This window comes from Alcaligenes sp. GCM10023179, from assembly GCF_042653705.1.
Taxonomy (GTDB): Bacteria; Pseudomonadota; Gammaproteobacteria; order Burkholderiales; family Burkholderiaceae_B; genus Alcaligenes; species Alcaligenes phenolicus.
The window spans coordinates 1-24862 of record NZ_JBHSIQ010000006.1 but is presented as its reverse complement, the minus strand read 5'-3'; the positions used below and the strand labels follow the sequence as shown (position 1 = coordinate 24862).

The 24862-nt window shown below is 51.4% G+C and carries 18 protein-coding genes, 3 tRNA genes and 1 pseudogene; 13 read left to right on the top strand and 9 right to left on the bottom strand.

Annotated features, from left to right (window positions below; all coding sequences use genetic code 11):
- Nucleotides 1–53: 53 nt before the first annotated feature.
- Nucleotides 54–443: a DUF6180 family protein gene (locus ACFPDR_RS17135; RefSeq protein ID WP_060186804.1), complete on the top strand. Its 390-nt coding sequence runs from the start codon at nt 54–56 to the stop codon at nt 441–443.
- Between the two features lie 126 nt (nt 444–569).
- Here the strand turns inward: ACFPDR_RS17135 and ACFPDR_RS17130 are convergent, their stop codons facing one another.
- The gene (locus tag ACFPDR_RS17130) at nt 570–1040 is read right to left on the bottom strand and encodes a hypothetical protein (protein WP_376911592.1); all 471 of its coding nucleotides are present in this window, start codon (nt 1038–1040) and stop codon (nt 570–572) included.
- Between the two features lie 231 nt (nt 1041–1271).
- Between ACFPDR_RS17130 and ACFPDR_RS17125 the strand changes: the two genes are divergently transcribed.
- Nucleotides 1272–4574 carry an autotransporter outer membrane beta-barrel domain-containing protein gene (locus ACFPDR_RS17125; protein ID WP_376911590.1) on the top strand — a complete coding sequence of 1101 codons (3303 nt, stop codon included), beginning with the start codon at nt 1272–1274 and terminating at the stop codon, nt 4572–4574.
- A 27-nt stretch (nt 4575–4601) separates the two neighbouring features.
- Here the strand turns inward: ACFPDR_RS17125 and ACFPDR_RS17120 are convergent, their stop codons facing one another.
- The 4 genes from ACFPDR_RS17120 to ACFPDR_RS17105 form a co-directional block, all read right to left on the bottom strand.
- Nucleotides 4602–5354, bottom strand: a complete 753-nt coding sequence (locus ACFPDR_RS17120; protein WP_035269538.1) for a DUF4880 domain-containing protein — start codon at nt 5352–5354, stop codon at nt 4602–4604.
- A 280-nt stretch (nt 5355–5634) separates the two neighbouring features.
- Entirely contained in the window at nt 5635–6660 is a 1026-nt protein-coding gene (locus ACFPDR_RS17115) for a hypothetical protein (RefSeq protein ID WP_060186806.1), read from the bottom strand.
- A gap of 157 nt (nt 6661–6817) precedes the next feature.
- Nucleotides 6818–7606 carry a PhzF family phenazine biosynthesis protein gene (locus tag ACFPDR_RS17110; RefSeq protein ID WP_060186807.1) on the bottom strand — a complete coding sequence of 263 codons (789 nt, stop codon included), beginning with the start codon at nt 7604–7606 and terminating at the stop codon, nt 6818–6820.
- 270 nt (nt 7607–7876) lie between these two features.
- Nucleotides 7877–8230 (bottom strand): MarR family transcriptional regulator, encoded by a 354-nt coding sequence (locus ACFPDR_RS17105; protein ID WP_021447165.1) that lies wholly within the window; start codon nt 8228–8230, stop codon nt 7877–7879.
- A gap of 562 nt (nt 8231–8792) precedes the next feature.
- Between ACFPDR_RS17105 and ACFPDR_RS17100 the strand changes: the two are divergent.
- Nucleotides 8793–9700, top strand: a pseudogene (locus ACFPDR_RS17100) (pyridoxal-phosphate dependent enzyme).
- A 217-nt stretch (nt 9701–9917) separates the two neighbouring features.
- Here the strand turns inward: ACFPDR_RS17100 and ACFPDR_RS17095 are convergent.
- The 3 genes from ACFPDR_RS17095 to ACFPDR_RS17085 all read right to left on the bottom strand — a co-directional run bounded on the left by ACFPDR_RS17095 (nt 9918) and on the right by ACFPDR_RS17085 (nt 13553).
- A complete protein-coding gene (locus ACFPDR_RS17095) occupies nt 9918–10919 on the bottom strand; it encodes a DUF4105 domain-containing protein (protein WP_170978580.1) in 1002 nt (333 codons plus the stop codon).
- A 197-nt stretch (nt 10920–11116) separates the two neighbouring features.
- Complete coding sequence (asd, locus tag ACFPDR_RS17090) at nt 11117–11965, bottom strand: archaetidylserine decarboxylase (RefSeq protein ID WP_009458320.1); 849 nt, start codon at nt 11963–11965, stop codon at nt 11117–11119.
- Nucleotides 11966–12185: 220 nt separating this feature from the next.
- Nucleotides 12186–13553, bottom strand: coding sequence for a diguanylate cyclase (locus tag ACFPDR_RS17085; RefSeq protein WP_035269543.1), 1368 nt, complete (start codon nt 13551–13553; stop codon nt 12186–12188).
- Nucleotides 13554–15028: 1475 nt separating this feature from the next.
- Here ACFPDR_RS17085 and ACFPDR_RS17080 point away from each other — a divergent pair.
- Together ACFPDR_RS17080 and ACFPDR_RS17075 are read left to right on the top strand one after the other, a co-directional pair.
- Nucleotides 15029–16087, top strand: coding sequence for a metallophosphoesterase (locus ACFPDR_RS17080; protein ID WP_376911587.1), 1059 nt, complete (start codon nt 15029–15031; stop codon nt 16085–16087).
- Between the two features lie 486 nt (nt 16088–16573).
- A complete protein-coding gene (locus ACFPDR_RS17075; RefSeq protein WP_115634645.1) occupies nt 16574–16789 on the top strand; it encodes a hypothetical protein in 216 nt (71 codons plus the stop codon).
- Nucleotides 16790–17255: 466 nt separating this feature from the next.
- Here ACFPDR_RS17075 and ACFPDR_RS17070 read toward each other — a convergent pair whose 3' ends face one another.
- Nucleotides 17256–18428: a methionine aminotransferase gene (locus tag ACFPDR_RS17070; protein ID WP_203145277.1), complete on the bottom strand. Its 1173-nt coding sequence runs from the start codon at nt 18426–18428 to the stop codon at nt 17256–17258.
- A gap of 888 nt (nt 18429–19316) precedes the next feature.
- Here ACFPDR_RS17070 and mnmG point away from each other — a divergent pair.
- The 8 genes from mnmG to ACFPDR_RS17030 form a co-directional block, all read left to right on the top strand.
- Nucleotides 19317–21233 (top strand): tRNA uridine-5-carboxymethylaminomethyl(34) synthesis enzyme MnmG, encoded by a 1917-nt coding sequence (gene mnmG, locus ACFPDR_RS17065; RefSeq protein ID WP_376911584.1) that lies wholly within the window; start codon nt 19317–19319, stop codon nt 21231–21233.
- Nucleotides 21230–21901, top strand: a complete 672-nt coding sequence (gene rsmG / locus ACFPDR_RS17060) for a 16S rRNA (guanine(527)-N(7))-methyltransferase RsmG (RefSeq protein ID WP_035269551.1) — start codon at nt 21230–21232, stop codon at nt 21899–21901. Before mnmG ends, rsmG begins: the two co-directional genes overlap by 4 nt.
- Nucleotides 21902–21903: 2 nt before the next feature.
- Nucleotides 21904–22719 (top strand): ParA family protein, encoded by an 816-nt coding sequence (locus ACFPDR_RS17055; protein ID WP_021447168.1) that lies wholly within the window; start codon nt 21904–21906, stop codon nt 22717–22719.
- Nucleotides 22720–22748: 29 nt separating this feature from the next.
- Entirely contained in the window at nt 22749–23687 is a 939-nt protein-coding gene (locus tag ACFPDR_RS17050) for a ParB/RepB/Spo0J family partition protein (RefSeq protein ID WP_009462421.1), read from the top strand.
- 486 nt (nt 23688–24173) lie between these two features.
- Nucleotides 24174–24260, top strand: a tRNA-Tyr gene (locus ACFPDR_RS17045).
- Between the two features lie 56 nt (nt 24261–24316).
- Nucleotides 24317–24390: transfer RNA gene (locus ACFPDR_RS17040), tRNA-Gly, on the top strand.
- Nucleotides 24391–24427: 37 nt separating this feature from the next.
- A tRNA-Thr gene (locus ACFPDR_RS17035) sits at nt 24428–24502 on the top strand.
- 43 nt (nt 24503–24545) lie between these two features.
- The coding region (locus tag ACFPDR_RS17030) for a GTP-binding protein (protein WP_376911581.1) at nt 24546–24862 on the top strand (317 nt) is incomplete at its 3' end.

Sequence of the window (24862 nt, the reverse complement as noted above, 5' to 3'; positions counted from 1 at the left end):
CTCATCGATCAGGACTATGCTGAGCATTCCATCGTCTCCTGCGGGAGGACACCATGCACACACTCAACAAGTGGGTTTTGATGGCAGCTTTGCTTCATGGCGCTTGGGCAGTACAAGCTCAAGAATGGATGCCTCTGGAATTGGAGGCGGAACAGCGCTCCATCTCCCGTCTCAGCGTGGCCCAGTGCCTGGATACCGTTCAGCAAACCGCCGCGGGCGAAGGCTACCAGCAGCGCAATGACTCGGCAGCCAGCGAACAGTTAGGGGTTTATATTGGTGCCGCTCCCCTAGGGGGCGGATCGCTGGTGGTGTATTGCATTGATTTGAATCCTTCAACTGCCTACATCATTCGTACCAAAGCACAGGTCACGGCGGATTTGATGTCTCCACATCAGCTCAACCACAAAATTACGCAGGCCTTGACGGTGGCAAACCAGCCCTGAGCATCAGTGACGGCAGCCCCTGGCTGTCCAGAGTCAAAAAAGGGCGCGGTCAATGGTTCATACAGGCTTGCGCCCGAACAAACCACCCGCGCCCCCAAGGACTCCCGAAGCCAGTCGAACGGCTTCTTACTTCATCAACAAATCTGCCACTTCCATACGGCTATCTCCATCCAGCTCAACGTCGTCCATAACCTTGTTCAACATGGCGTGGGCACTGGACAGAGCACCGTTCAAGCTGGTTAGCTCGCCTTGCACGCGCTCCAGCTCCTGTTTCTTTTCGGCTTCACTACCTTTGTCGCTGGCCTGGATACGTTGCAACTCCATCAGTTTTTGCTGAATTTGCTCTTTCAGGTCGCGGATACGTTTAAGTATGTCCTTGACTCCGTCAGGCAAAGAGCTGTCATCAATGTCCTTGTCGCGGCCTTTTTTCTGAGCTTGCTGACTGGTCAACGACAGATCTTTGCCCATGGGAGACAGGTGCACCTTGATACGTCCCGATGAGTCTATGGAACCAGACTCTTCCTGCTCGGGTACCACAGGGGGCGTCTTGGCCGACGCGTTTAATGGTTCGGCCACAGGCATAGTTTGTCTATGCATTAAACCCTGTCCACTGATCTCTATGGTCATACTTTCCTCTCTTGTACACATCATCCCCTAGAGGGTTACGGCTGAAACCCGGTAGTTCTTTACCGTGATGTGTGCACAAGTGTTGCGCCTTTTACTCAGCTGTTCGGCACAGCTCAGAAATAAGTAGCAAGAAAAGACACTTTTATTTACTTTTATACGAAAAGTGCCCCCTAACCATTGTCTTCTCTTTATCTGAACCCCATGGACTTCAAAATCAAAGCACTACTAGGCCACACCCTGTTGGCCTTGAGCTGGGCCGGCAGCGCTTATGCCTACGAGACAGAATTCATTCTGAACAAACAAGGTCAACAAGCCTTTGAGCTGCGGATCTATGGGCCGGATGATGGCGGTTACGATACGTCGGATCAATCTAATCCACGCGTTTCCCCCTGGAATATTGACGAGAATGGTCGGCTGAAAATTCGTGCCGCACTGGAGCGCTGGGCCGAAATCCTGAATCTGCCGGCGGGCTACACACCGGCTGTGATCAACCTGGGCACCATGAATGACAAGAACGCCAATGCCTATGGTGCCCAACTAAGTAACCCTGATCATCCCAACTTCGTCCTGTCGGCCTTGCAAGCACGCTTGCACGGAATCTTCCAGGGTGACCCAAACAACCCCGATGCGGTTATCAGCGTCGGAAAGCTGGATCTGGATACCGCCCCCGTCAATCCAAGCCAACTGCCCTTAACTGGCAAGGCGGACTACAACGCCGTCATTTTCCACGAGTTGGCGCATGCTTTGGGCATCAGCAATACAGTCACCGACAACCTGCCTGAAAACAGCTTTGATCCACCCGATCCCTTTTTCCTGAATGACCTTAGCCCCTGGGCCTTGGGCTTGCGCGATGACCAGGGTCGAGCCCCCAGCCCCGGACAGAAAATCCTGTGCTCGGTCTGCACCAACCCATATGATCCTGCCGCTTTTGACCTGCGCGAAGACAAGGGCTACTTCACTGGAGATCATGTACAGGAAGTCCTGAATGGCGCCATGCCGGGCATCCCCGTCAGCATCCTGAACGTTCATGACCAACCGCGATACGGAGTGGATCGCAACTACATGAGCCACACCGAGCTGCGCAACAGCTTGATGAGCCATCAGACCTATCGCAACTATGTGAATCTGATGGAAGCCGAGCTTGCCGCCCTGCAGGATATTGGGCTGAGCATTGATCGCCGCAACTTCTTTGGCTATTCGGTCTATGGGGACGGTGTCACCCTGAACAATACCAATGGCTACTTTGCCCGCAATGCAAACGGCACGGCCTACCTGCCCGGCCAATACAATATGGCCACGCAAGGCTTGGGGCTGCACATTTATGGCGAACGCAACACCATTACCCAGGCGGCGGATTTACTGACAGCCGGGCCAGGAGGCGTAGGCGTACGTGTGGATGGTAGCGAAAACACTCTCCTTATCCCCGAAGCCACGCGTATTCATGCCCAGGGCTGGTATGGCCGCGGCCTGCAATTCAGCTATGGTCGTCATCACAATATTGTTCAGCAAGGTGAGGTCCGGGCAGATGGCCAGGATGGCATCGGAGCCCTGTTTGACTTTGGCCAGAACGCCATGGGTAGCGACGATGAGTATCACGGCTCCTGGCTAGTCGTAGTGGATGGCCGGCTACAAGCTGTACCGACCATTTTGCAAGGTGCCTTGATCAGCAATTACGATCTGTCCGGCACCTTGTCGGGCCAGAAAGCAGCCATCCATATCGCAGACAATGCCTGGGTACAGAACATCAATATCTTGCAGGGCGCGCAAATTACTGGTGACATCACCTCGAACTACAACCGTCGCGGTTCTGACCAGCAACTGCTCCTGACCCGCATCAGCTTCGGTCAAAAGGCCGATGAAAACGGTCGTGCCACCAAGGCGGCTGATCCTAATTTCCAGATGCGTTATGACGGCAATATCAAAGGTCAAAACAATCTGGCTGTTGTCATTGCCGGGGGCTCAACTTCCTTGAATGGGCAGCACGAGCTGTATGGCTTGCGAGTAGATCAGGGCGCCACCCTGTACGGCAATAGCGAATTCACGATCAACCCTGAATACAACTTCACCAATAACGGCACACTCAGCCCTGGGAATTCCTACGGGAACATGACGATCAAGGGCAACTTTGTCCAAGGTGCCGATGGCCGGATTCTGGTGGAGGCCTCGACCACGCAGAACGATCATATTGATGTGCAAGGCTTGGCTCAGCTGGATGGTGAACTGCACGTGGACCTGCAGCCAGACTGGTATCAGAACGGCTGGACACTGAATCAGAACAAGGTGTTCACTGCCAGCCAGACACAAGGGCAGTTTTCTGCGCTCAATGCCACGCTGGCATCCCCCACTCTGAATGTAAAAAGTACCGGCAATGGCTGGTCCGTCAGCCGTAATCAGGACGCTTATGCGCAATATGCTGCTTCGCCCAATGCAGCCTCGGTAGGTACCAGTCTGGCACAAGCCTCCTCGGGCAATCAGTCCCTGGCAGCGGTGTATCAGGCCATGGACTTCTCTCGAACTGATGGCAGCGATATTGGCCTGGCTTTGGACCAATTAAGTGCAGGATCTTACGCCGCCCAAACCGCCGCCGCCTTGCGTCGCGAACAACTGGTATCCGAGCAATTGCGCCAAACCGACGGTATCAACAAGAGCGGCTGGCAAAGCTTCATCCAGACCTATGGGGGCCGCTACCACTGGCAACTGGGTAACAACGATGTTGACCACCGCAGCGAGACCTATGGGGTAATGCTGGGGGCGGAACACCGGGCTGAAGGCAGTGACTGGAGCCTGGGGGTGCATGGTAATGCCAACGAGCAGCGCGTCAACGTAGACGCCCCCTTCCAGGCCAAGAGCAAGCTGACCGGTCTGGGCCTGGGGGTGCATGCCCGCTACCGTGGCTACAGCCAGGAAGGCTGGAATGGCTTGGCCCAACTACGTGTGGGTATCGAACAGGGCAAGATGAACCGCAACATCAGCTTTGCGGGCTATCAAGCACGTCCCTCCTCGGATTGGACAGGGCATACCTTCTCGCTCGGTGTACAGACTGGCTACAACTGGGCGCTGGGCGAGAACGGCAGCATCGGGCCAGTTCTGGCTCTGGATTACCTCCATTACCGGCGCCCTGGACTGGAAGAGAGCGGCGATGCCGCCAGCCGTCTGCGCCTGGACGCCAGCCGCCAAAATGCCTTGCAGGCTTCCATTGGCCTGGCCCTGCGTCAAAACTGGAATTTAAGCCAGGATCGCCAACTGCACACGTCCTTATCGATTGCTTGGGAGCAGGCTTTGCTAAGCCGTAACCAGAACCAGGAGGCGGCCTTCGCCAGTGCCCAATCCGTGAGTTTTGATGGTCGTTACGCGCGGGTAGATAGCCATGCTTTGGCGCTGGGCACCAGCATCAGCTTGCAGCAATCCGAACGTCTGCGTTTAGGTCTGTCGGCCAGCACCCGTTTATTAGGGGATAGCCGTGCCGATATAAACGGTAAATTGTTCCTGAACTGGATGTTCTGAACGTTCCGAAACGTAAGAGGCCGACTGTTAGTCGGCCTCATTCGGAGATACAGGAGCGGGTTGAACCCGTTTCATTCCAGACCATCGATCCACATCAATATGTTGACCGGGAATCAAGACCCGAGTCTGTCGACGCCACCATGTCCCGCTAGATACTTCGACCGATCCAGTATCCACAGCAAATTTCATTTGATCGCTGTCCAGAAAAGCCGAGAACTGCCCCTTGTTACTGCGGGCCTGCGCAAAGCTGGAAAAGACCGTCACACTCTTTGGTGTGGGATCAGCCAGCAACAGCGTGACCTGTCCACGTAAAAGCTGCAGATTCAATCTGTCCTCATATTCACGGATTTCAAGGGCTGAATCCGGGCCCAAGCGCAGCACGGCCCCATCGACAAACCGTTGCTCCAGCATTTGAGCCCCCGATACCAAGTGCTCTTCTCGCAATACCGGCTCGGGCCAGGAGAAAAACACGGTCAGCGCCAAGGCCAACACCAGAAAACCCGCCAGCAAACCACGGTGATAGGGCTTGAGCAACACTGGCTTTTCCCCCGAGCCAGCCAATAAACGGCGTATCTCATGCTCGGGCGCATCCAGGCTGGCGTCACAAAAATAGCAAATATATCGATATGAACGTTCATTTTCAGGATTGTCACGGCGCCAATCCTCAAATTCCCGTAATTCAGCTGCGGTAGCCTCGCCCGAGTTCAAGCGAGTAAACCAGTAAGCAGCCTGTGCGTGGGCCTGCGTATGCTCCAGCAGTTCCCCTTGATATGTCGTCATAGCGGCATCTAACCTTGTTCAGTTAAGCCAGCAATAGGGCGGTTTCAGTCCGACGGATTGTCTCTTCCGCTCAAGGCCAAAACCTTAAAAAACGAAACCAGCAGCCACCAACCCTCTAAATTCCACCTTTGAAAACGATACGTTTTTATTTTATACATTCGCTTCAAATGCTTACATTAACTCAAATTGACCCATTCCAAACAAATTCGCCTTATTTAATTACACCCACCACAAAAAAACTGCAGATTACAGGTAAAAAAAGCCGGTATCAGGTCGTTAACTAGTGAAATCCGTCCAAAATTTGGCCACTAAGCAGGTCATGAACCTGTTCTTTTCTTTGATCCGATTCGCCATCCGCAGGCAATACCATTCTCAATAAAAGTGGCCACTGCGGGTAAAAGCGATAGTTGGGCGTCGACACACGCGTACCGGCTGGATAACTAAATCCGCCGAATTGAAATTCTCGAGCCAATTGAGCATGCGAGAGATAAAGCAGATTTTTATTTTTATCGACTGAGAAATAAGCACGTTCCAAAGGCAGATTCCATGCCTGAACCTGTAAACCCTCTTCCTCTACACGTACCATCCAACGGTCCTGATCCCGCTCACCGTTGACATACAAAGTCCCATCCGGCCTGGCCTGAACCAAAGTGCCGGCAGGTAGATCCAGAACAAAATCCGGGGCTGTATTCATATTGGAAGCCGCCGCATAGGGACTCCAGCCCCTGATCTGATTCCCTTTAGCCAAAAAGCAGCTGACAAAACGAAAACCGTGCTCTGCCATGGAATCTTGTTCCATTTCAATCACTTGGCTGCCATCACACTGCCAGCCCTCCAATTCCGTATCGCCTGCCAGATGCAGCTTCCAGCTGGAGTTCTGCAAATCGGGCCGGGGGCGCTTGAAAGACAGCACTGGAGCATTGCCTACCATGACCGCCCCCGGGAAACGAGCCCAGGACACGCTGTCCGGGTCGCCCCACACACTCAACTCCAGCTCTGTTCCGGCTGGCATATCAATTCCGGCAAAACGGCCAGGCTCTTTTAAAACATGCTGCCGACTAGCCAGCTCCTGTGCCTGACGTTTATCGAACTGATAGACCTCCCACTGGAAATAACTGTAGTAGAGCGCCAATACAAGCAAAGGAAGCAAAACCAGTAGGCGTGGCCAGGGTTTTTTCTTAAAGTTTTCCCGGCGATGTGGCTGTACTAAAAGCAAAACCACCCAGACCAGCACAATAATTAAGGCAAGCGGCCCGAGCGTAATAATCAGCAGAAACAGCAAAGAAAATGGAGCGACAGGAATCATAAGAGATCAAAAAACCATAAAAAGTCGCAATAAAGAAGGCCGAAAAAATGTACAGCCTGTCTTGCTGACTACTGTGCTGATCGGGCAAAAACAAGGGAAGGGCCTTACCAATACAGGCACGGCACCGCCATGCCCGTTTAAACCGCTTGGCATCGTCTCAGGCGATCTGGATGTGTCCTTCCATATACAGGACGGCCTGGCCTTTCAAGAACACGCGGTCACCCGTTAAGGTGCAGTCCAGTACACCACCACGGGCAGAAGCCTGATATGCCAGCAAATGAGTTTTGCCCAGAATAGGAGCCCAGTACGGCAGCAAAGCACAATGGGCCGAGCCCGTCACCGGATCTTCCTCAATACCGTGACCAGGAGCAAAAAAGCGGCTGACAATGTCAAACTGGCCCGAGCCCGGCGCTGTCACAATGCATCCGTCACAGCCACTGGCCAGCATGGCTGCCGCATCCACCTGCAGCTGTCGCACTTGCTCTTCCGTTTCCAATACAGCCAGATGGGTGAAGTCATTACGCCACAGTTGCGTAATCTTGGTGCCCAAGGCTTGCTCCAGCAAAGGATTGTCATCCACACGGTGAACCGGGCGCACAGGCAAATCCATGACATAGCTGTCTTGGTCACGACGTACCGTCAAAGCACCACTTAGCGTATGGAACACCACCTGGCTGTCCTGGGGACGCACATGCTGCAGCACAACGGCGGCGCTGGCCAATGTTGCGTGTCCACACAAGGGCACTTCTACCGTAGGGGTGAACCAGCGCAGGCGAAAGTCCTGGCCTTGTGGCACCAGAAAGGCGGTTTCGGCAAGATTGTTCTCCTGCGCAATCGACTGCATCAAGGCATCGTCAGGGAACTCGGGCAACAACACCACGGCGGCAGGATTGCCTGCAAACAAGGTGTCAGTAAAGGCATCAAGCTGATAGATGGGTAAGCGCATTCTGCCTCCAGGCATGGAATTCAAGGTGAGTCCCCAGTATAGAAAAATAGACTCTTTGAAGGCAGGTAAATCCGCGGAACAGGGGCATTGTTTTAATGCCGCCTATCTTTTCCGTTTTTTAAGCACCAGACACGCGAGCGCTTTTTGCAAACGCCTGTTTGCATTCCATTAGTTGGACCCGAGCTCTTCCCGCTTATTTACCTGATGCCAAACGCTTCTTTTTGCGGGTTCAGCAATTACAACGGGTGCCAGGCCACTCCATTTGATCAATCAAACATTTGCCGCCTCTAAAAGACAGGCGGAAAGACGATCAAAATGCAGCAGGGCAGCCTGGCTCAAGTCCACTTGTTTGCGGCGAGTGTCCTCCGTATCACTAAGGACGATCCAGCCTTTCTCGCGCATGGATTTGAGACGGGTATGAATAGTCGCGGGCGATCCCAGCCGTTCTACGGCCATGACATCGCGCACCGACAAACGCAAACAGTCTTTCGATGCCTTGGCAACCAGCACCAGGATCCGCTCTTCAAGAGGGTCCAGGCAAGGCAAGCAAGGCAGGGTATGCAGCGAATCGGCGAGCTGCAAAAAACGCATATAAATATCAGCAGGTCTGGTGGCAGTTTTCATAACAAAATCTTTATTCCTTTAAGAACCGCTACCACAGCGTCCTTTCTAGAAATAAGTTCTGGTTATTATTGTTTTTATTCCGCCCAGGCAAAGCAAAAAACAACACTGCTTTATGGCCCGAGTGATTGGAATGAGTTTCGGTGCTTATCATGCACTTAAAATTAAACGCTTAAGACCGGGCCTGAATTCCGTACGGAAAGGGGTCTTGAGTCGGGCGATTTATCTGGAATTTTATCAGATAAGCCCTTGATTTAGCTTGAACACTACAGTCCTGACGAAGCAAAATTGTAAGTAGGTGCAGACACGTAGTTAGTTAGTAAGCTGCCTCACATTAAACGCTAATAAAGGGACTTAGCGCAGAGAACAAGAACAGTTACAAAATCCAGGCCCGATGATATAAGCATCCTTTCCAAACAATTTTCTGCCCGCTTGTCCTGGTCGTCACAAAACCATGCCCAGGATCTTTAGCCACACGTGTTTCAGACCGATAAAATGTGGTGAACAGCGCTCGGAGCGCCCAACGCGCCCCCTCAGATCACTATAAAATCTGGAACGATAAGAAATGATTCTTCACCTTGAGACACCGCTCATTTTTTCACACGCCTTGAGCGAGCAGCTTGGCAAACAAATCTGGTTAAAAATGGATGCGCTGCAACCTAGCGGATCATTCAAAATTCGCGGTATTGGCCACTTGTGTCAGCACCATGCCCAGCAAGGAAAGAAGCGCTTTATTATTTCTTCGGGAGGCAATGCCGGAATTGCCCTTGCCTATGCCGGACGCCGCCTGACCATGCCCACCCTTGTTGTCGTCCCCGAAACCACTAGCGAACACGCCAGACGCTTGATTCAACGGGAAAAAGCCGAGCTGCACGTAATCGGCAAGAACTGGCAGGAAGCTCATGAGTATGCGCTGACCCTGGTGCAAGAAGACGACGCCCTGATTCACCCATTTGATGATCCTTTGCTTTGGGAAGGCCATGCCAGCCTGATCGCAGAAGTGGCCCAAATGGGCGTACAGCCGGATGCCGTCTTGCTGGCTGTAGGCGGGGGTGGCTTGCTATGCGGTATGGCTCAAGGCCTGCGGGAGCAGGGTTGGGACAAAACCCCGATTATTGCGGTAGAAACCCAGGGCACCGCCAGCCTGGGCGAGTCGGTAAGGCAGCGCCAGCACATCACACTTAGCGAAGTCAGTGGGGTTGCCACCTCCTTGGCTGCACCACGCGTCTGCGACCAGGCTTACGCCATCAGCCAATCTCATCCGTTCAGGTCAGCGATGCTCAGGCCGTCAGCGCATGCCTGCGCTTTCTGACCGATCATCGCGTTCTGGTGGAACCCGCATGTGGCGCGGCTTTGTCGACTCTCTACCTGGATCATGAGGCCCTGGCTCCCTACAACAACATTCTGGTCGTTGTGTGTGGTGGCAACACCACGACGCTGGAGCAGTTGGTGCAGTGGCGGGTCGCTCCTTAAACTGTCCGTGATCAGCCCTGACGCATTTGGAAAAAATAATTATTTTCTATCGCATCTGCAATCTGGAAAACAGGGTACAGGGATTAAAAAACCCCATCACATGATTTTCATATGATGGGGTTTTTATTTATTCTTTTTATTCCTGATACGCTCTAATTTTCAGAGCGTATCAAGTAAAACATATGTTTCACGTGGAACAAAAGCGCCTAAAACAGCCTTAAAAAGGCTTTACAAGAGGCAAATCCTGTCGAATCAAAGCAGAAAAATCCTGCCCCTCCTGCTGCGACAAGGCTCTCGGGTTGATGTAGCCCAGTTGCTTCAGTTCCTGGAAACTATGGCCTGGCGCCAAAGCATTCAGACCATACACATACTCGGCCAAATAGCCCGAAGCCAGCACACGCCAGTCCCACGGTATCCCGTCCACAATCCTGGAGACCATGTCATAAACAATGGTGGTGCAATTAGCCGTCAAGGTGTTGTAGAAACGAGGAGTAGTCTGCAATTGCTGGCCCTGCTCCACATAAGACAAGAACAAGGCCTGCATGGCAGGTTTCGCCAACTTCACGCTGTACATATACACGTCTTCGCCGCGCGCATTGCTACGGGTACGCACAATGTCCTGCTCTGTTGCCGCAATCAAGCTCAACTCAAACTCTTTGAAAAAACCGCCTATCGCAGAAAATGCCTCGTGCTTTTCCTTGCGTATTTCTACCGAAAACACCACATGGCGGCCATCCTCAAACCCAAAAGACACCAGGGTATGAGCGATCACCGGGCCCATCCAGTACGAAAGGAACATATCTACCGATTTGAGCGTCTGCAGATCGTAGTCCTGGCTAATCCAATGCTCATCAAAATCGGTCTCGCTGCGCCAGTTAAAGTCACGCACATTGTGCAGAGTCACCACTGAACCATTTACCTCGCCGTAACTCATTCTGGCCACATCAGGCGCCCATTCCCGGTCGTTGCTGGGCGCAATACTGCTCCACCAGACCACCAGCACCAGAAAACCCAACGCCTGGGGTGCAAAGAGCCAGTTCTTGCCCTTGCTCAAGGCATACAGGCTCAATCCAGCCACCGCGACCCAGCCAGCCAATGCCAGCCAGCGCCCCAAACCTGCTGACAGCTGAAACTGTAGTGCCAGCGCGCCCCAGGCCGCTACCGCCAAGACCAATAACAGGACCAAAATCTTGATCACCATCGCCCCCCACCTTTTCATACTCACTCCACAGACCTCTTGAATACAGATTACTTTTAAGCGCTGAACCGTCAAAAAAGGCTCCACGCAACGCCTTCGGCTTGCTGCCTCCCCAAAGGGGGAGTTTTTGCCGGAGGCGCCGAGCCTTTAGACGACCCGACGACAAAAAAAAACCTGTGTCCACTTGAACACAGGTTTTATTCATTAGAAAACAGGGTTTAGCCCTGATAGCCCATCGCTTGACCTTGGCGGATTACGCCTTGCGGCTGCCAGCTCGGATCAAAACGATAGGCGCTTTCTTTGGGGAACAACATCACCACCGTGGAACCCAGCAGAAATCGGCCCATTTCCTGCCCCTTTTGCAAGGCGATATTCTGACCTTCGTAGTTCCACTCGTGGATCTTGCCGTCACGCGAGGCATTTACCACACCATGCCAAACCGTGACCATACTGCCCACCACCGTCGCCCCCACCAGCACCAATACGAACGGGCCTTGCTCGGAGTCAAAAAAGCAGACCACACGTTCATTACGGGCAAACAGGCCGGGAACACCGCGCGCCGTCGTCGGATTGACCGAGAATAAATCGCCTGGTACATGAATCATGCGCTTGAGCACACCCGCACAAGGCATATGTACCCGGTGATAGTCGCTAGGACTCAAGTACAGGGTCGCAAACAGCCCATCCTGATAGCGGGCAGCCTCCTGAGCGTCTCCGCCTACCAAAGCCGTCGTCGAGTAACTATGCCCCTTCGCCTGGAACACCTCGGCACCCTGGATAGGCCCCAACTGGCTGATGGCACCATCAACCGGGCTGACCAAGGCCGTCTCCGCGATAGGGCGGGCCCCCGGACGCAAGGCACGACCAAAAAACTCGTTAAAGGTGGCGTAGCTGGCTGGGTCGGAGTTTTCTGCCTCGCTCATGTCGACCTGATAACGGTCGATAAAACGCTTGATAGCCCAGGTCGTGCGCCCGCCCATGGGCTTGGAGGCCAAGCCGCCTAGAAACTGGGTCAGAGCCTGTTTAGGGAGCAGGTACTGGGGAAGAACAGCCAAACGGGGATGCATAAAATCAGCTCGCAAACAAATCCTGCTTCAGCCTGGGGCCAAAGCGTTTATGCCATTCAATGTAATTGTGTTTCACGCGCCACATCCGGCCGGAGCCACCACTTCAAAGGCCGCGCAACCGTCAGGAATCAGGCACCAAACACTGGCAGGAACAAAACAATACGCACTTGTAGCACAGGTTGCCGCCATACGACATAAAAGGGCGGGCAAGCCCGTCCCATCAGACGTAGACAACCCGGTCGCGGCCCTCTTCTTTGGCCTGATACAAGGCGCGGTCAACCCGGCGCAGCGTGCGCTCGTAATCCGGGTGACCGTCATACAAGGCCACGCCAATACTGGCGGTAATATTCATGCTTTCGCCATCCACAACCCGGAAGGTCTCCGCATGAATACGAAGACGCAAATTACGGGCGGCACGCATCGCACCATCCGCATCCACGTCGACCAAGACCAGAAGGAACTCTTCGCCCCCAAGGCGGAACACGTAATCACCGGCACGCGCGCTATTGCTGAGCAGCTCAGCAAACTGACGCAAGATACGATCACCGGCATCATGGCCATGAGTATCATTAACCCGCTTGAAGAAGTCTATATCCACGGCCAGCAGCGCAAAACGCGATCCCCGCTGCTGGGCATAGCCCACTTCACGGCTAAGCACGACAGGCAGGTATTTGCGGCTTAACAGGCGGGTCAGCACGTCCCGGCCCGACTCCAGCTCGTTTTGCTGCTCAAACAAGCGATCCAGGTGCAAACCAATGGCTCGGGTTCGATCACGCAGCTCATGCAAGCGTAGAACCTGTCCTTTCGCGTCCCCTTGCTCGAAAGCCGGCATCAGCTCGGTATCAATCAGATTCATCAAGTCCAGGATCTCACGACTCTCTACCGTGCCCTGGAAGGCATGCGCACCCTTATGCTTGAACCAGATACCAAAGTCCGAATCTCCAATCCGCGGGGCAGGCGTCACACCATTGTTGACCGCCATCGCAAACATGAAAAGATTTTCCCAATCCAGCAGCGCGGCTCGCTGTCGGCCACGCTCGGCCGCCACGTTCTGCACAATGGCAAACAGGCGATAGGACTCTTCGGCACGGGATTTACGCTCACGCGAATTGGCATAAGCATGGCTCATCAGTTCCATCGCCAGATCAATGAAGTTCTGAATGTAGCGATAGCACTCCCAGGCCTGCTCGGAACTAATAGTCGAAGATTCAAACAGGAAGCGGGCATAACGCCCCTTGAGCAAGCGAGCACCACGCAGCACCAGGTGAACCGGCACCCCAACCCGAGCATGAACCTCGCCAACCTGATTTTGCAGCTTGACCTGATCTTGCATATCACTGTGTTCATCCACCGAAAACAGCTGTACCAACCAACTGCGCAAGGAGCGATGCAAGCGCTTATGTACCTGATCATGCGAGAGATACACCTGTGCGGCAGGGTGCTTGAGCATATGCGTATAAAAGTGGGTCGCAAGCTCGTCCTGGTTATCTTGAGTGATAGTCAGCACATGAGCACGGACCGCCAGGGGCACTTTCTGGAGCAAGCCGTGCCAGTCCTGAGCGGCTTCTTCGATATTCGGTTGAGACATGAAGTACAGGGAGAGTAGCGAGACGATACTTAAGGATTAAACAGCCTTGGCGGCAATTGTTACATGAGGGGAGATTTCGCGCTATTTCTTATAGCGATACAAGCCACGGGCTAGCAGGAGAATACCCTTGCTGCCCACAAGGAAAAAACATACCCCTTAAAGATAAGTGGGTGATTCCACGGGCCAAGGCAGAAATACGTTGTCCATGTACTGGAGCAAGTGCTGGTTTCGCCTCACTTTGACAGCAATTTGCGATTCAAACCCATGGCTTTGTCGACCCAAACGCACCGAAAGTTCCACGGTGAGCAGATTGTCCTATCAAAGTAGATAGCTGACAAAACGAATTACCCACTATCGCCAAAAAGCCACGTTTAGCATCCGGACAGAGAACGATCAATAAAGCATGCTAGTGCTTGGGCAAGGGAGGGAGTGCCGGGAAACGGGCACATAGAACTGGGTTTATATCCAATACTGAATAAATATCCAGTTTTCCATAAGACAGCCTGGCCGCCGCAGTCGGGTCGGGTCGGGTCGGGTCGGCAGATAGGTTCCATCGCTAAACCCGATCATTCAATACTTACTACTCTGCTTCAAGTTATTTTTTTATTAAAAATAAGTCAACTTTATCTAAAAAACTCGGAAAGGAATCAAGAAATAATCAAAGAAAGCGACTGGAGAATAGAGATAAACAGACTCAAATGTTTGATTAGTTTCTATTTTTTCTAAGGAAACACATTAACCAAAAAAGAGGCCAGTCCAAATAAAAGATAGATAGGTAAGAAGAAAGCAATCCAGACAACAATTAAAAATGATAATTCGGACTGCTAATTTTTTATTTTTTGAATACAGAAATAAAAAATGAAAGAAAACAAAATCACGGCGTTGAATTACAAGAACAGGATTATGTTTGGAACTGGAAAACAAATAACAGTCGTGATAATCAAACTTATCCACAGATCTGGATAACAAAGAAATCCACAACTTTATTAACAAAATAGATTAAACCAGAAATGGAAATATAAAATCCGGAGAAATCAGCAGTTAATAAGAAAGTGAATAATTTGTGGATATTATAAGGACTTAATTCGCACTTCAACATGGTGTTGGTGCAAACACCGACATCCGCTCATCCAGACGCTCCAGGCGGGCGAGATCCGGCCAGAAAATCGGTCAAGAACGGGGCAAAAAAGCTATATTTAAGGCAGCTACTGGCTCTGGCCCCCTGTGGATAAGCTCCAAGAAGGCCTGCTGTGGACCTGCTGTGGATGAAAGGGGGATAAGTTGCCGGTCTGGCCAGGCCTCAAATTTTGTCCAGTTTCGGTCCACCGACTCCATCGGGGTGGTGCACAGGCGAAAGTGGTCAATAAAGTACTGAAATTAAAGGTTAATTTCTATCTATGCCACTTATCCACAGACACTCATTATCCATTACCAGTTATATATATAGTTATTATTAAATAAAGATCTCTTCACCCATGCCCAACTTTCTTGTACAGCCTTTACCTGCTGGTTCTTTAGACATCATCGGTGATGTACATGGAGAGCTTCAGGCCTTGCAACAACTGATCCAAAATTTGGGTTACCAGGAAGATGGCTCTCATCCAGAGCAACGTAGCCTGATATTCGTGGGAGATTATTGTGACCGAGGTCCAAATAGCCCTGCTGTAATTGAATACCTTAAGTCCTTGATAAATAATAATAAAGCAAAAGGGATATTAGGTAATCATGAAATCAATCTACTGATAGATGATGCAAAAGATGGATCAGGTTGGTATTTTGATCAGCGATATCATTCAGATTTAAAGAATTACTCGCCATTTATACGTGCAAAACCTCAAAATAGAGACAAAATCCGAGAGTTTTTAAGCTCACTACCCATTGCATTAGAAAGAGATGACCTGAGAATTGTGCATGCAGCCTGGAATAATCCTGCTATTGATGCAATTAGATCGGTTAAAAACGAAGATTTTCTTGATTTTTTCTTTGAATGTGAGCGTAAAGCTGATACTTATGCAGAAAAAAAAGGAATTCTGAATAAATATCTAGCTGCAAAACAAGAATGGAAAGAAAAAATTGAAGACCCAAAGGCCTTGATACCTTTGTTGCAGGCCTACATTGACTACGATTTGGTCAAAAATGACTTCAACCCCATCCGTTTGCTGACTTCCGGCACTGAAGGACCCGCAGATCGTCCGTTTTTTGCTGGCAACCGTTGGCGTTTTTCCGACCGAACTCCTTGGTGGAACAGCTACCAGGACGATATTCCTGTCGTTTTTGGCCACTATTGGCGCCAGCTTTTTCCTCAACCAACAGCGAAAATGTCTAAATATTCCTTATTATTCAAAGATATAGATCCATTTTCCTGGCATGGAGCAAAGAAAAATACATTTTGCGTGGATTTTTCCGTAGGAGCTCGTTGGCGCGATCGCCGCAAGGACCAGGCACCTGAAGGCTCTGCTTTTCACCTGGCCGCTTTGCGTTGGCCAGAAAAAATCATCATGACAGACACCGGATTTACCCAAGCAACCCGGTAAATTCACTTTCTATCCCGCTGTTACAATTTTCTTTGCTGTGGATAAGCTCTAGGAAGGGCATTGTGAACAGGGTGTGGATACATAAGGCATAAGTAGGTACTTCTTTGTGAAGTCTAAAAGTTGTACCTAAACCATCCACCGGTAAGCGTTAGATCTATCCCCGGAAAAAAAAGCGCTAAGCTCTTGTTTTAACGCTGCTAAAGACACTTGTTCGACTTATCAACAGGGCTCCATCCAATAATTCCAATAAAAGATTTAAGTGCTTGTTATATAAGATAAGTTCAACTCTCTGCAGGCCAGCTTCATGCCCTTTGCAAGCTAAAAGTTCTCGACTAAGATGCAGTCCATGAACAAAAATCACGATCTCGCTCAAAGCTGGCTTATGCGGCTTTTGCATACAGAAATCTGAGTGTCAAAGGCTGAAAATTTATTTTCAGAACCGTACAAGATCGACTTTGTCGTCTGTTCCCGGAGTTTTCTTTCAACATGAGAAAAACTCAAACAAAGGGACGGGATGGCAAAAGAGGGGTGTTCTACCTGGACGACATGTTTGGCCAAGAGTTTGCTATGGCTGCAGGGATTGCTGCGCCTGGAGCTTGTACTAGGTCAATCCTGTTTGAATTTTTGACTTATCCACATTTTGTGGGTAAAGCGTTGGTTTGTGCTTGCTCGTATCTTGTGGTGCTCGAAGAGGCTTGGTGACCTGTGTATTTTCACAGTTGCAAAGTCTGTTCAAAGCTTGTGATATTGAAATAAGTCCTTGTTTTATATCTATATTTTTTGTGGTTTTAACTTTGAGGCCTGTTTTTTGGCAAGCCACATGAACTGAAACAGGAAGGCCTGCGAGCTGGCTGATTTTTACTTTTCTCAAAGGAAAAGAAGCGATAACTGGGCAAAAAATCAGGTTTACCCCCAAAGTTATCAACAGGACAGCGCTGGAAGGTTATATTGCCTGTTTCACGTTTGGTGTTCTATGGGGCACAAGATGCGGGTTTTGTGGTTTACGGTGGATGGTTTGTGCTTCGGACAATGCTTGCTGTTTTACGTCGCCGTTGCAGGGCTTGTGTGACAGATTTAGGCAAGATTGCGACGACTGCACTTGTCCACAAAAATCAGGACACAAAAAAACCGCCTGACGGCGGTTTGATGAAGGTAGGGAAAAAAGCCTTTAGACCTTTTTCAGGCGTTCAATAGCCTGGTCCAGGGTGTTGAGCTGCTTGGCAAAGCAAAAACGCAGCAAACGATGGTTAGCCTGCTCAGAATTGGGATTCAGGTAGAAGGCAGACACGGGGATCGCGCCTACGCCATAGTTCTGGTTCAGATGCTTGGCAAAATCCAGCTCGGACAGCTCCGAAATGTGTTCGTAGCTGGCTAGCAAGAAGAAAGTCCCTTCACTGGGCATAGGAGTGAAACGGGTGTTCTGCAGACCTTGATGCAAATGATCGCGTTTTTCCTGGTAGAACGCGGGCAGACTCTCCCAGGTGGCTGGATCCTGCATATAGGTGGCTAAACCAGCCTGTAAGGGGCTAGGAACGGTAAAGACGGTGTATTGGTGGACCTTGCGAATTTCCGTGCTGAGACTGGCAGGAGCACAGCAGTAGCCTACTTTCCAACCTGTGGCGTGGAAGGTTTTGCCAAAGGAAGAAACGATTACTGCTCGTTCTGCCAGGAGAGGGCGGGTAGCAAGACTTAGATGCTCTTTCTGATCGAAGGTCAGGTGTTCATAGACCTCATCGGACAAGATGATCAAGGAAGGATGCTTTTCTACAATCTGCTCTAACGCGTCCAGATCCTGGGGCTGCAAGATGGTGCAGGTTGGGTTGTGTGGGAAATTGATCACCAGCATACGGGTCTTGCTGGTGATGGCTTGTTCCACACGGTCCCAGTCGACGCGGTAGTAGGGTACAGCCTCGCCAGGCGCTGTCATGGGGACAGCAACAGGGGTACCTCCGGCCAGCTCGATGGCGGGGATATACAGATCGTAGAAGGGCTCGATTACGACGACCTCATCGCCTGTGTGCACAAAGGCCTGGAAACTGGCCATTAAGGCCTCAGTAGCGCCACTGGTGACGGTGATTTCCGTATCCACGTTGTAAAGGCGGCCATACCGAGCCTGCGTCTTGCTGGCAATGGCGGCTCGCAGGGCAGGGTAACCAGCCATGGCAGGGTATTGGTTGATGCCATCCAGCATGGCCTGGTGCACAGCCTCAATCAGGGCTGGATCCGGATTGAAGTCTGGAAAGCCCTGGCCCAGGTTAATGGCCTTATGCTCCAGAGCCAGCTGGCTCATGGTGGTAAAGATGGTGGTGCCCACAGAAGGGAGCTTGGATGTGATCTGCATGGGTCTACTGATATGAATAATAAAAATGCACCCGCGCTTCAGATTTGAGTAAAAAGTTGGGTGGCGAAGTATCAGACAAATTCTTGTCGAAAATACCATAGATTCTGCGCGTATCTGTTGATCGTGGAACTGAGCACTCAGGATCGGTTTCTTACATTGATATAGCTATTGCCTATATAGGTTCCGAGCCCGGCTTCTCCTGCTGTTTTCCTTCCTCAGCTCTCGCGCTGCAGGTTCGTGTTGTAGCCGCGGGAATTTTCTGGCTAGACCTGTGTCTTAACTTCGGCCTCTCGATTAAGTCCCAGGTTTTAAGCTAGGCGTTAAAGGTGCTGCTGTTGTTTCTTCAAAGTATCTGTCGTCTCAAGTAAATCCTGTTCTATCTGGATAGCTGTCTTTTTGCGCATAGGACACTTTTTTCTTGTAGCCAAGGTAGTCGGATTACATAATCGACGCCTTATATTTTCCGCAGGCCAGCCGAAATTTCCTTATCGCCACACTGTAGAACGGTGGATGTGGTCCTCAGGCAGTATTTCTTTTTATTGCTCTGTTATCCACAATTTTGCTGCCTGCTTGGGCTGCTTTTATCCACCTGTTGTGAGGTACTGGCTTAGATAGCCCCTTTTAGGGGATTTAAGAGTGATAAGCGCGCCTTTTATGGCTTCGCTCCCTAGGGAGTTCTGGCTGAAGAAAATCTTTGCAAGCGCAGCCTGTGCTTCCCAAGGTGGCCTGGGGATAAAAAAGCGTCCCTTTCTCCACAAAGTTATCCACAGTGGTATTTACGCAAAAAACTGTGTTCCACGTGGAACAGATATTGGTTCCATGTGTTTCACGTGGAACATACTCCGCTGGTAATCGTATAATTGATTTTTATTTTTTAGCTGTTCTGACATGATTTATCCCGAAGAGTTTGACGTTATTGTCATAGGCGGCGGACATGCTGGTACCGAAGCGGCTTTAGCGGCAGCTCGAACCGGCGTGTCTACCTTATTGTTAACCCATAATATGGATACCTTGGGGCAGATGTCCTGCAACCCTTCTATTGGGGGGATTGGGAAGGGGCATTTGGTCAAGGAAGTGGATGCGCTGGGCGGGGCAATGGCGTTGGCTACCGACCACGCCGGTATTCAATTCCGTACTCTGAATAGCTCCAAAGGCCCGGCCGTGCGCGCCACTCGTGCTCAGGCGGACCGTTCTTTGTACCGCAAGGCTATTCGCGAGGTTCTACAAAACCAACCCAACCTGATGGTGTTCCAGCAATCAGTCGAAGACTTGATTGTGGAAGGAGATCAGGTTGTGGGTGCCGTGACCAAGATTGGCTTGGAATTCAAAGCCAAATCTGTGGTTCTGACAGCAGGAACTTTTTTGAATGGTCTGGTCCATGTAGGCCTGAATAATTATTCTGCGGGCCGGGCAGGGGATCCGCCGTCCATCAGCTTGGCGCATCGTTTGCGGGAACTGCAGTTGCCGCAAGGGCGGTTGAAGACAGGAACCCCTCCGCGCATTGATGCCAACACCATCGATTTCTCCCGCCTGGAAGTCCAACCTGGCGACAGCGATCCGATTCCGGTGTTCTCTTATATGGGTGATGTTTCCATGCATCCTCAACAGATGCCGTGCTGGATTACGCATACCAACGAGCGTACCCACGACATCATCCGTTCCGGGCTGGATCGCTCGCCCATGTATAGCGACCAGGGCACTATCGAGGGCATTGGTCCGCGTTACTGCCCGTCTATTGAAGACAAGATTCATCGCTTTGCGGACAAGAGCAGCCATCAAGTGTTTTTAGAGCCTGAAGGCTTGAGCACGACCGAGATCTACCCTAATGGTGTCTCGACCAGCTTGCCTTTCGATATCCAGTTGGCTATGGTGCGCAGCCTGCCTGGTTTGGAAAATGCCCGCATCATGCGTCCAGGTTACGCGATTGAATACGATTATTTTGACCCTCGATCCCTGTACCCCACGCTGGAGACCAAACAGATTCGTGGCTTGTTCTTTGCCGGTCAGATCAATGGCACGACAGGTTACGAAGAAGCCGCCGCTCAGGGCTTGTTGGCCGGGGTGAACGCAGCGCGTTTGGCACAAGAGAAAGAGCAGTGGTATCCACGTCGCAACGAAGCCTATCTGGGTGTGTTGGTAGACGATTTGATTACCCGTGGGGTGACCGAGCCTTACCGTATGTTCACGTCTCGTGCCGAATACCGTTTGAGTCTGCGGGAGGATAATGCCGACCAACGATTGACTGAAATTGGCCGAGAGTTGGGCCTGGTGGATGATGCCCGTTGGGATCATTTCAATCGTAAACGTGATGCGGTTGCACGTGAAATTGAACGCTTGAAGGGCACTTGGGTGAACCCCCGCAATTTGCCTGCCGAACAAGCAAATGCACTGTTAGGTAAAAGTATCGAACGGGAATACTCCTTCTTCGATTTGCTCAAGCGTCCCGAAGTGGACTACGCCAAGTTGATGGCTGTGCTGAATGATCAAGGCATGCCTGTAGCAGGCCCAGGTCTGGAAGATCCGGTGCATGTTGAGCAGGTGGAAATTCAGGTGAAGTATGCGGGCTATGTGGCGCGTCAGCAGGATGAGGTAACTCGTCAGGCAGCACTGGAAGAGCAAGCCATTCCAGAGGACCTGGATTACGACGACATCAAGGGATTGTCGATTGAGGTGCGCCAACGCTTGAAGGCTGCCAAGCCTTTAACCATTGGCCAGGCCGGGCGTGTTCAAGGTGTGACACCTGCGGCGGTTTCTTTATTGTTGGTACACCTGAAGCGCAAGCAAAAGAACAAACAAACGGCATGAGCGATATTTTTTCAAAACGCCTGAATCAGGCCCTGCTGGATTTGGGTCTGGATCAGGACCCTGTCCTGGTACGCAAGCTACTGGATTACATAAATCAGTTGCAGCGTTGGAACCGTACCTATAATCTGACCGCCCTGCGTGACCCAGATCAAATGCTGGTGCAACACATTTTTGATAGCCTGTCGATTGTCCGTCCGTTTCAGAACTATCTGGCCGGCAACAATACACAGACACAAGAATCGGTAAAGATTGTAGATGTAGGTTCAGGGGCAGGTTTGCCGGGAGTTGTTTTGGCAGCATCATGTTCCACGTGGAACATTACCTGTATCGATGCTGTCGAGAAAAAAATGGCATTTGTTCGACAAATGGTTGGTGCTTTGGCTTTGCCCAATTTGTCGGCGATGCATGTGCGTGTAGAGCAGCTGGAACCCATGCAGGCTGATATTGTGGTTTCCCGAGCTTTTTCTTCGCTGCTTGATTTCGTAAATTTGGCAGGCAGGCATGTTCGTCCAGGTGGACGCATTGCGGCTATGAAGGGTAAAGAACCTGATCAAGAAATAGCGGCATTGCAATCTGAAAGTAACTGGCGGGTCGAACGAATAGAATCATTAACCGTACCGGAGCTAGAGGCACAGCGTTGTCTAGTGTGGTTGGTGCAGCAAGGATAATCATGAGTAAAAAAGACGATAAATCTCCCCGTGCCTATGTGTTTTGTATTGCGAACCAAAAGGGCGGGGTAGGCAAGACGACCACAGCAATTAATTTGGCAGCTGCTCTTGCTGTACTGAAGAAAAAGGTTTTATTGATTGACCTGGATCCTCAGGGCAATGCCACCATGGGTAGTGGTATTGATAAAAACAGCCTGTCTGGTAATTTGTACCAAGTCCTGATTGGCGACGAAAGCATTGCTAACGTAAAGATACATTCAGAAACAGGCGGCTATGACGTCTTGCCTTCCAATAGGGAGCTGTCGGGCGCCGAAATCGACCTGATCCAGATGCAAGAGCGTGAGCAACAACTTAAACAGGCTCTGGCTCAGGTGTTGGACGATTACGATTTTGTGCTGATCGACTGCCCACCCACCTTGTCGTTACTGACGTTAAATGGTTTGGCCAGTGCTCACGGGGTCATCATCCCCATGCAGTGCGAGTACTTTGCGCTGGAAGGGCTGTCGGATCTGGTCAATACGGTTAAACGGGTCTATCGCAATATCAACCCGGATTTGGAGTTGATTGGTTTGCTGCGGGTGATGTTTGATGGCCGCGTAACTTTGCAGCAGCAAGTCTCCAATCAGATCGAGACACACTTTGGCGATAAGGTGTTCAAGACGGTGGTGCCACGTAACGTACGTTTGGCTGAAGCGCCAAGCCACGGTATGCCAGGTATTGTGTATGACAAGAACTCCCGGGGTGCCAAGGCCTATATGGACTTTGGTAAAGAGCTGATCAAGCGCTTGAAGAAAGAATCCCGCAGCGACAAGGCATAAGGCACACAAGAATCAATAGGAATGTAAGCATGGCTACACGAAAACCAAAAGGTCTAGGTCGAGGCTTGGATGCCTTGCTCGGCGCAGACGCAGGCGCTATCGCAACCATCGGGAAAAAGGGCGAAGCGACGGTGAGCGATGGCCCACCTTCCAACCTGCCCGTCAAACTGCTCAAGGCTGGGGTGTATCAGCCGCGTACTCGCATGGACGAGGGCGCCTTGAACGAGCTGGCCGAGTCCATTCGCGCACAAGGCGTGATGCAGCCTATTCTGGTGCGTCCTCTGTCGGGTAAGGACAAGGGCAAATACGAAATCATCGCCGGTGAACGTCGTTTCCGTGCGTCGCAAATTGCTGGTCTGGAAGAAGTGCCCGTTCTGGTGCGCGAGGTAGGCGACGAGAACGCCGCCATCATGGCACTGATCGAGAACATCCAGCGTGAAGATCTGAATCCGCTGGAAGAGGCGCAAGGTGTGAAGCGTTTACTGGACGAGTTCGGTCTGACTCATGAGCAGGCCGCTCAGGCGATTGGCCGTTCGCGTTCGACCACCAGCAACCTGCTGCGTCTGATCAACCTGGCAGAGCCTGTGCAGATCATGCTGCTGGCCGGCGACATCGATATGGGTCACGCTCGTGCCTTGCTGGCTGTGGACGCTGCCCGTCAGATCATGTTGGCCAACGAGGTGATTGCCCGCCGTCTGTCGGTACGTGAAACCGAGAAGCTGGTCGCCCGTGCTTTGCACGAGGATGACGAGCCTGCCAGCAAGCAGGCCCAGAGCAAGGCGAACCGCAATGGCGACGTACAGCGCTTTGAAAAGGTGCTGTCTGACCACTTGGGTACCAAGGTGACCTTGAAGGTCGGTGCCAAGGACAAGGGCCAGTTGCAGATCGCTTTCCATGGCTGGGAGCATTTGAATGCTTTGCTGGAAAAGCAGGGGCTATCGTCCTTGCTGGAGCAAACGGACGATTAAGTCAGGCCCGCGCCACGCTGAAAGCGATGCAGTTGATGTAAAAAAGCCGACCTAAGGTCGGCTTTTTCCTTGCCATGCCCCGTGTTTTGCTACTGAGCAGTATTTGGCTGCATGGTTTTCAGATTGCTTGCTTGTGCCCTGGCCAGTGGAAAACAGCAAGAGGAACTCCAGGCAAGTCAGGGAACAGAGCAGGGAAGACGTCCGAGAGCCGAATTAAAAGCGAAAAATCCGGTTTCGTATCTTTTGCTTACAAAAACAAGCGCTGAAAACAGAAAAAAATCTATGTGTTTACCCGTATTTCACCGTGATTCCCTGGTTTTGAAAGCATTCAAAAGCGGCATGTCTGACGCCTGAAAACAGTGACAAAACCGGTAAGAAAAGCGCCCCAAATCCGGTTTTTCTAAAAAATTCATCGAATTATTCAGTTTTCTTCCCAAAAGGCTTGACGACCTCTTAAAACATGTCCATAATTCGATTTTCGCTTCGGGTGGGATGTCCGAGTGGTTAAAGGAGGCAGACTGTAAATCTGTTGGCCCTGCGCCTACGTTGGTTCGAATCCAACTCCCACCACCAGCACTTTTCTAGAGTCAGCCAGCAAGGCGACTTTAGGAGAGGGTGAAGAAAAGTCTGCGGGTGTAGCTCAATGGTAGAGCAGAAGCCTTCCAAGCTTAAGACGAGGGTTCGATCCCCTTCACCCGCTCCAGGTAAAAATCTTTAGCCACTCTCGGCTGAAGTTGAATGCCCATGTGGCTCAGTGGTAGAGCACTCCCTTGGTAAGGGAGAGGTCACGCGTTCGATCCGCGTCATGGGCACCACATCTCTCTTCTCTATATCGTTCTATCCCTTCAGGAGTCTGCCATGGCTAAAGGCAAGTTTGAACGGACTAAACCGCACGTCAACGTCGGTACTATCGGTCACGTTGACCACGGTAAAACCACTCTGACCGCTGCAATCTGCACGGTTCTGTCCAAGGCATACGGCGGCGAAGCACGCGATTACTCGCAGATCGACAACGCCCCTGAAGAAAAAGCACGTGGTATCACCATCAGCACGTCGCACGTTGAGTACGAAACGCCTAACCGTCACTACGCACACGTTGACTGCCCCGGCCACGCTGACTACGTCAAGAACATGATTACCGGTGCTGCCCAGATGGACGGCGCTATCTTGGTTTG

Bases quoted from the DNA above. Each gene is read 5' to 3' on its own strand.
- ACFPDR_RS17120 (WP_035269538.1), bottom strand. From the start codon at position 5,354: ATGACGACATATCAAGGGGAACTGCTGGAGCATACGCAGGCCCACGCA.
- ACFPDR_RS17095 (WP_170978580.1), bottom strand. From the start codon at position 10,919: ATGAAAAGGTGGGGGGCGATGGTGATCAAGATTTTGGTCCTGTTATTG.
- ACFPDR_RS17125 (WP_376911590.1), top strand. From the start codon at position 1,272: ATGGACTTCAAAATCAAAGCACTACTAGGCCACACCCTGTTGGCCTTG.
- asd (WP_009458320.1), bottom strand. From the start codon at position 11,965: ATGCATCCCCGTTTGGCTGTTCTTCCCCAGTACCTGCTCCCTAAACAG.
- rsmG (WP_035269551.1), top strand. From the start codon at position 21,230: ATGAGCGATATTTTTTCAAAACGCCTGAATCAGGCCCTGCTGGATTTG.
- ACFPDR_RS17105 (WP_021447165.1), bottom strand. From the start codon at position 8,230: ATGAAAACTGCCACCAGACCTGCTGATATTTATATGCGTTTTTTGCAG.
- ACFPDR_RS17085 (WP_035269543.1), bottom strand. From the start codon at position 13,553: ATGTCTCAACCGAATATCGAAGAAGCCGCTCAGGACTGGCACGGCTTG.
- ACFPDR_RS17075 (WP_115634645.1), top strand. From the start codon at position 16,574: ATGAGAAAAACTCAAACAAAGGGACGGGATGGCAAAAGAGGGGTGTTC.
- ACFPDR_RS17135 (WP_060186804.1), top strand. From the start codon at position 54: ATGCACACACTCAACAAGTGGGTTTTGATGGCAGCTTTGCTTCATGGC.
- ACFPDR_RS17055 (WP_021447168.1), top strand. From the start codon at position 21,904: ATGAGTAAAAAAGACGATAAATCTCCCCGTGCCTATGTGTTTTGTATT.
- ACFPDR_RS17110 (WP_060186807.1), bottom strand. From the start codon at position 7,606: ATGCGCTTACCCATCTATCAGCTTGATGCCTTTACTGACACCTTGTTT.
- mnmG (WP_376911584.1), top strand. From the start codon at position 19,317: ATGATTTATCCCGAAGAGTTTGACGTTATTGTCATAGGCGGCGGACAT.
- ACFPDR_RS17130 (WP_376911592.1), bottom strand. From the start codon at position 1,040: ATGCATAGACAAACTATGCCTGTGGCCGAACCATTAAACGCGTCGGCC.
- ACFPDR_RS17080 (WP_376911587.1), top strand. From the start codon at position 15,029: ATGCCCAACTTTCTTGTACAGCCTTTACCTGCTGGTTCTTTAGACATC.
- ACFPDR_RS17050 (WP_009462421.1), top strand. From the start codon at position 22,749: ATGGCTACACGAAAACCAAAAGGTCTAGGTCGAGGCTTGGATGCCTTG.
- ACFPDR_RS17115 (WP_060186806.1), bottom strand. From the start codon at position 6,660: ATGATTCCTGTCGCTCCATTTTCTTTGCTGTTTCTGCTGATTATTACG.
- ACFPDR_RS17070 (WP_203145277.1), bottom strand. From the start codon at position 18,428: ATGCAGATCACATCCAAGCTCCCTTCTGTGGGCACCACCATCTTTACC.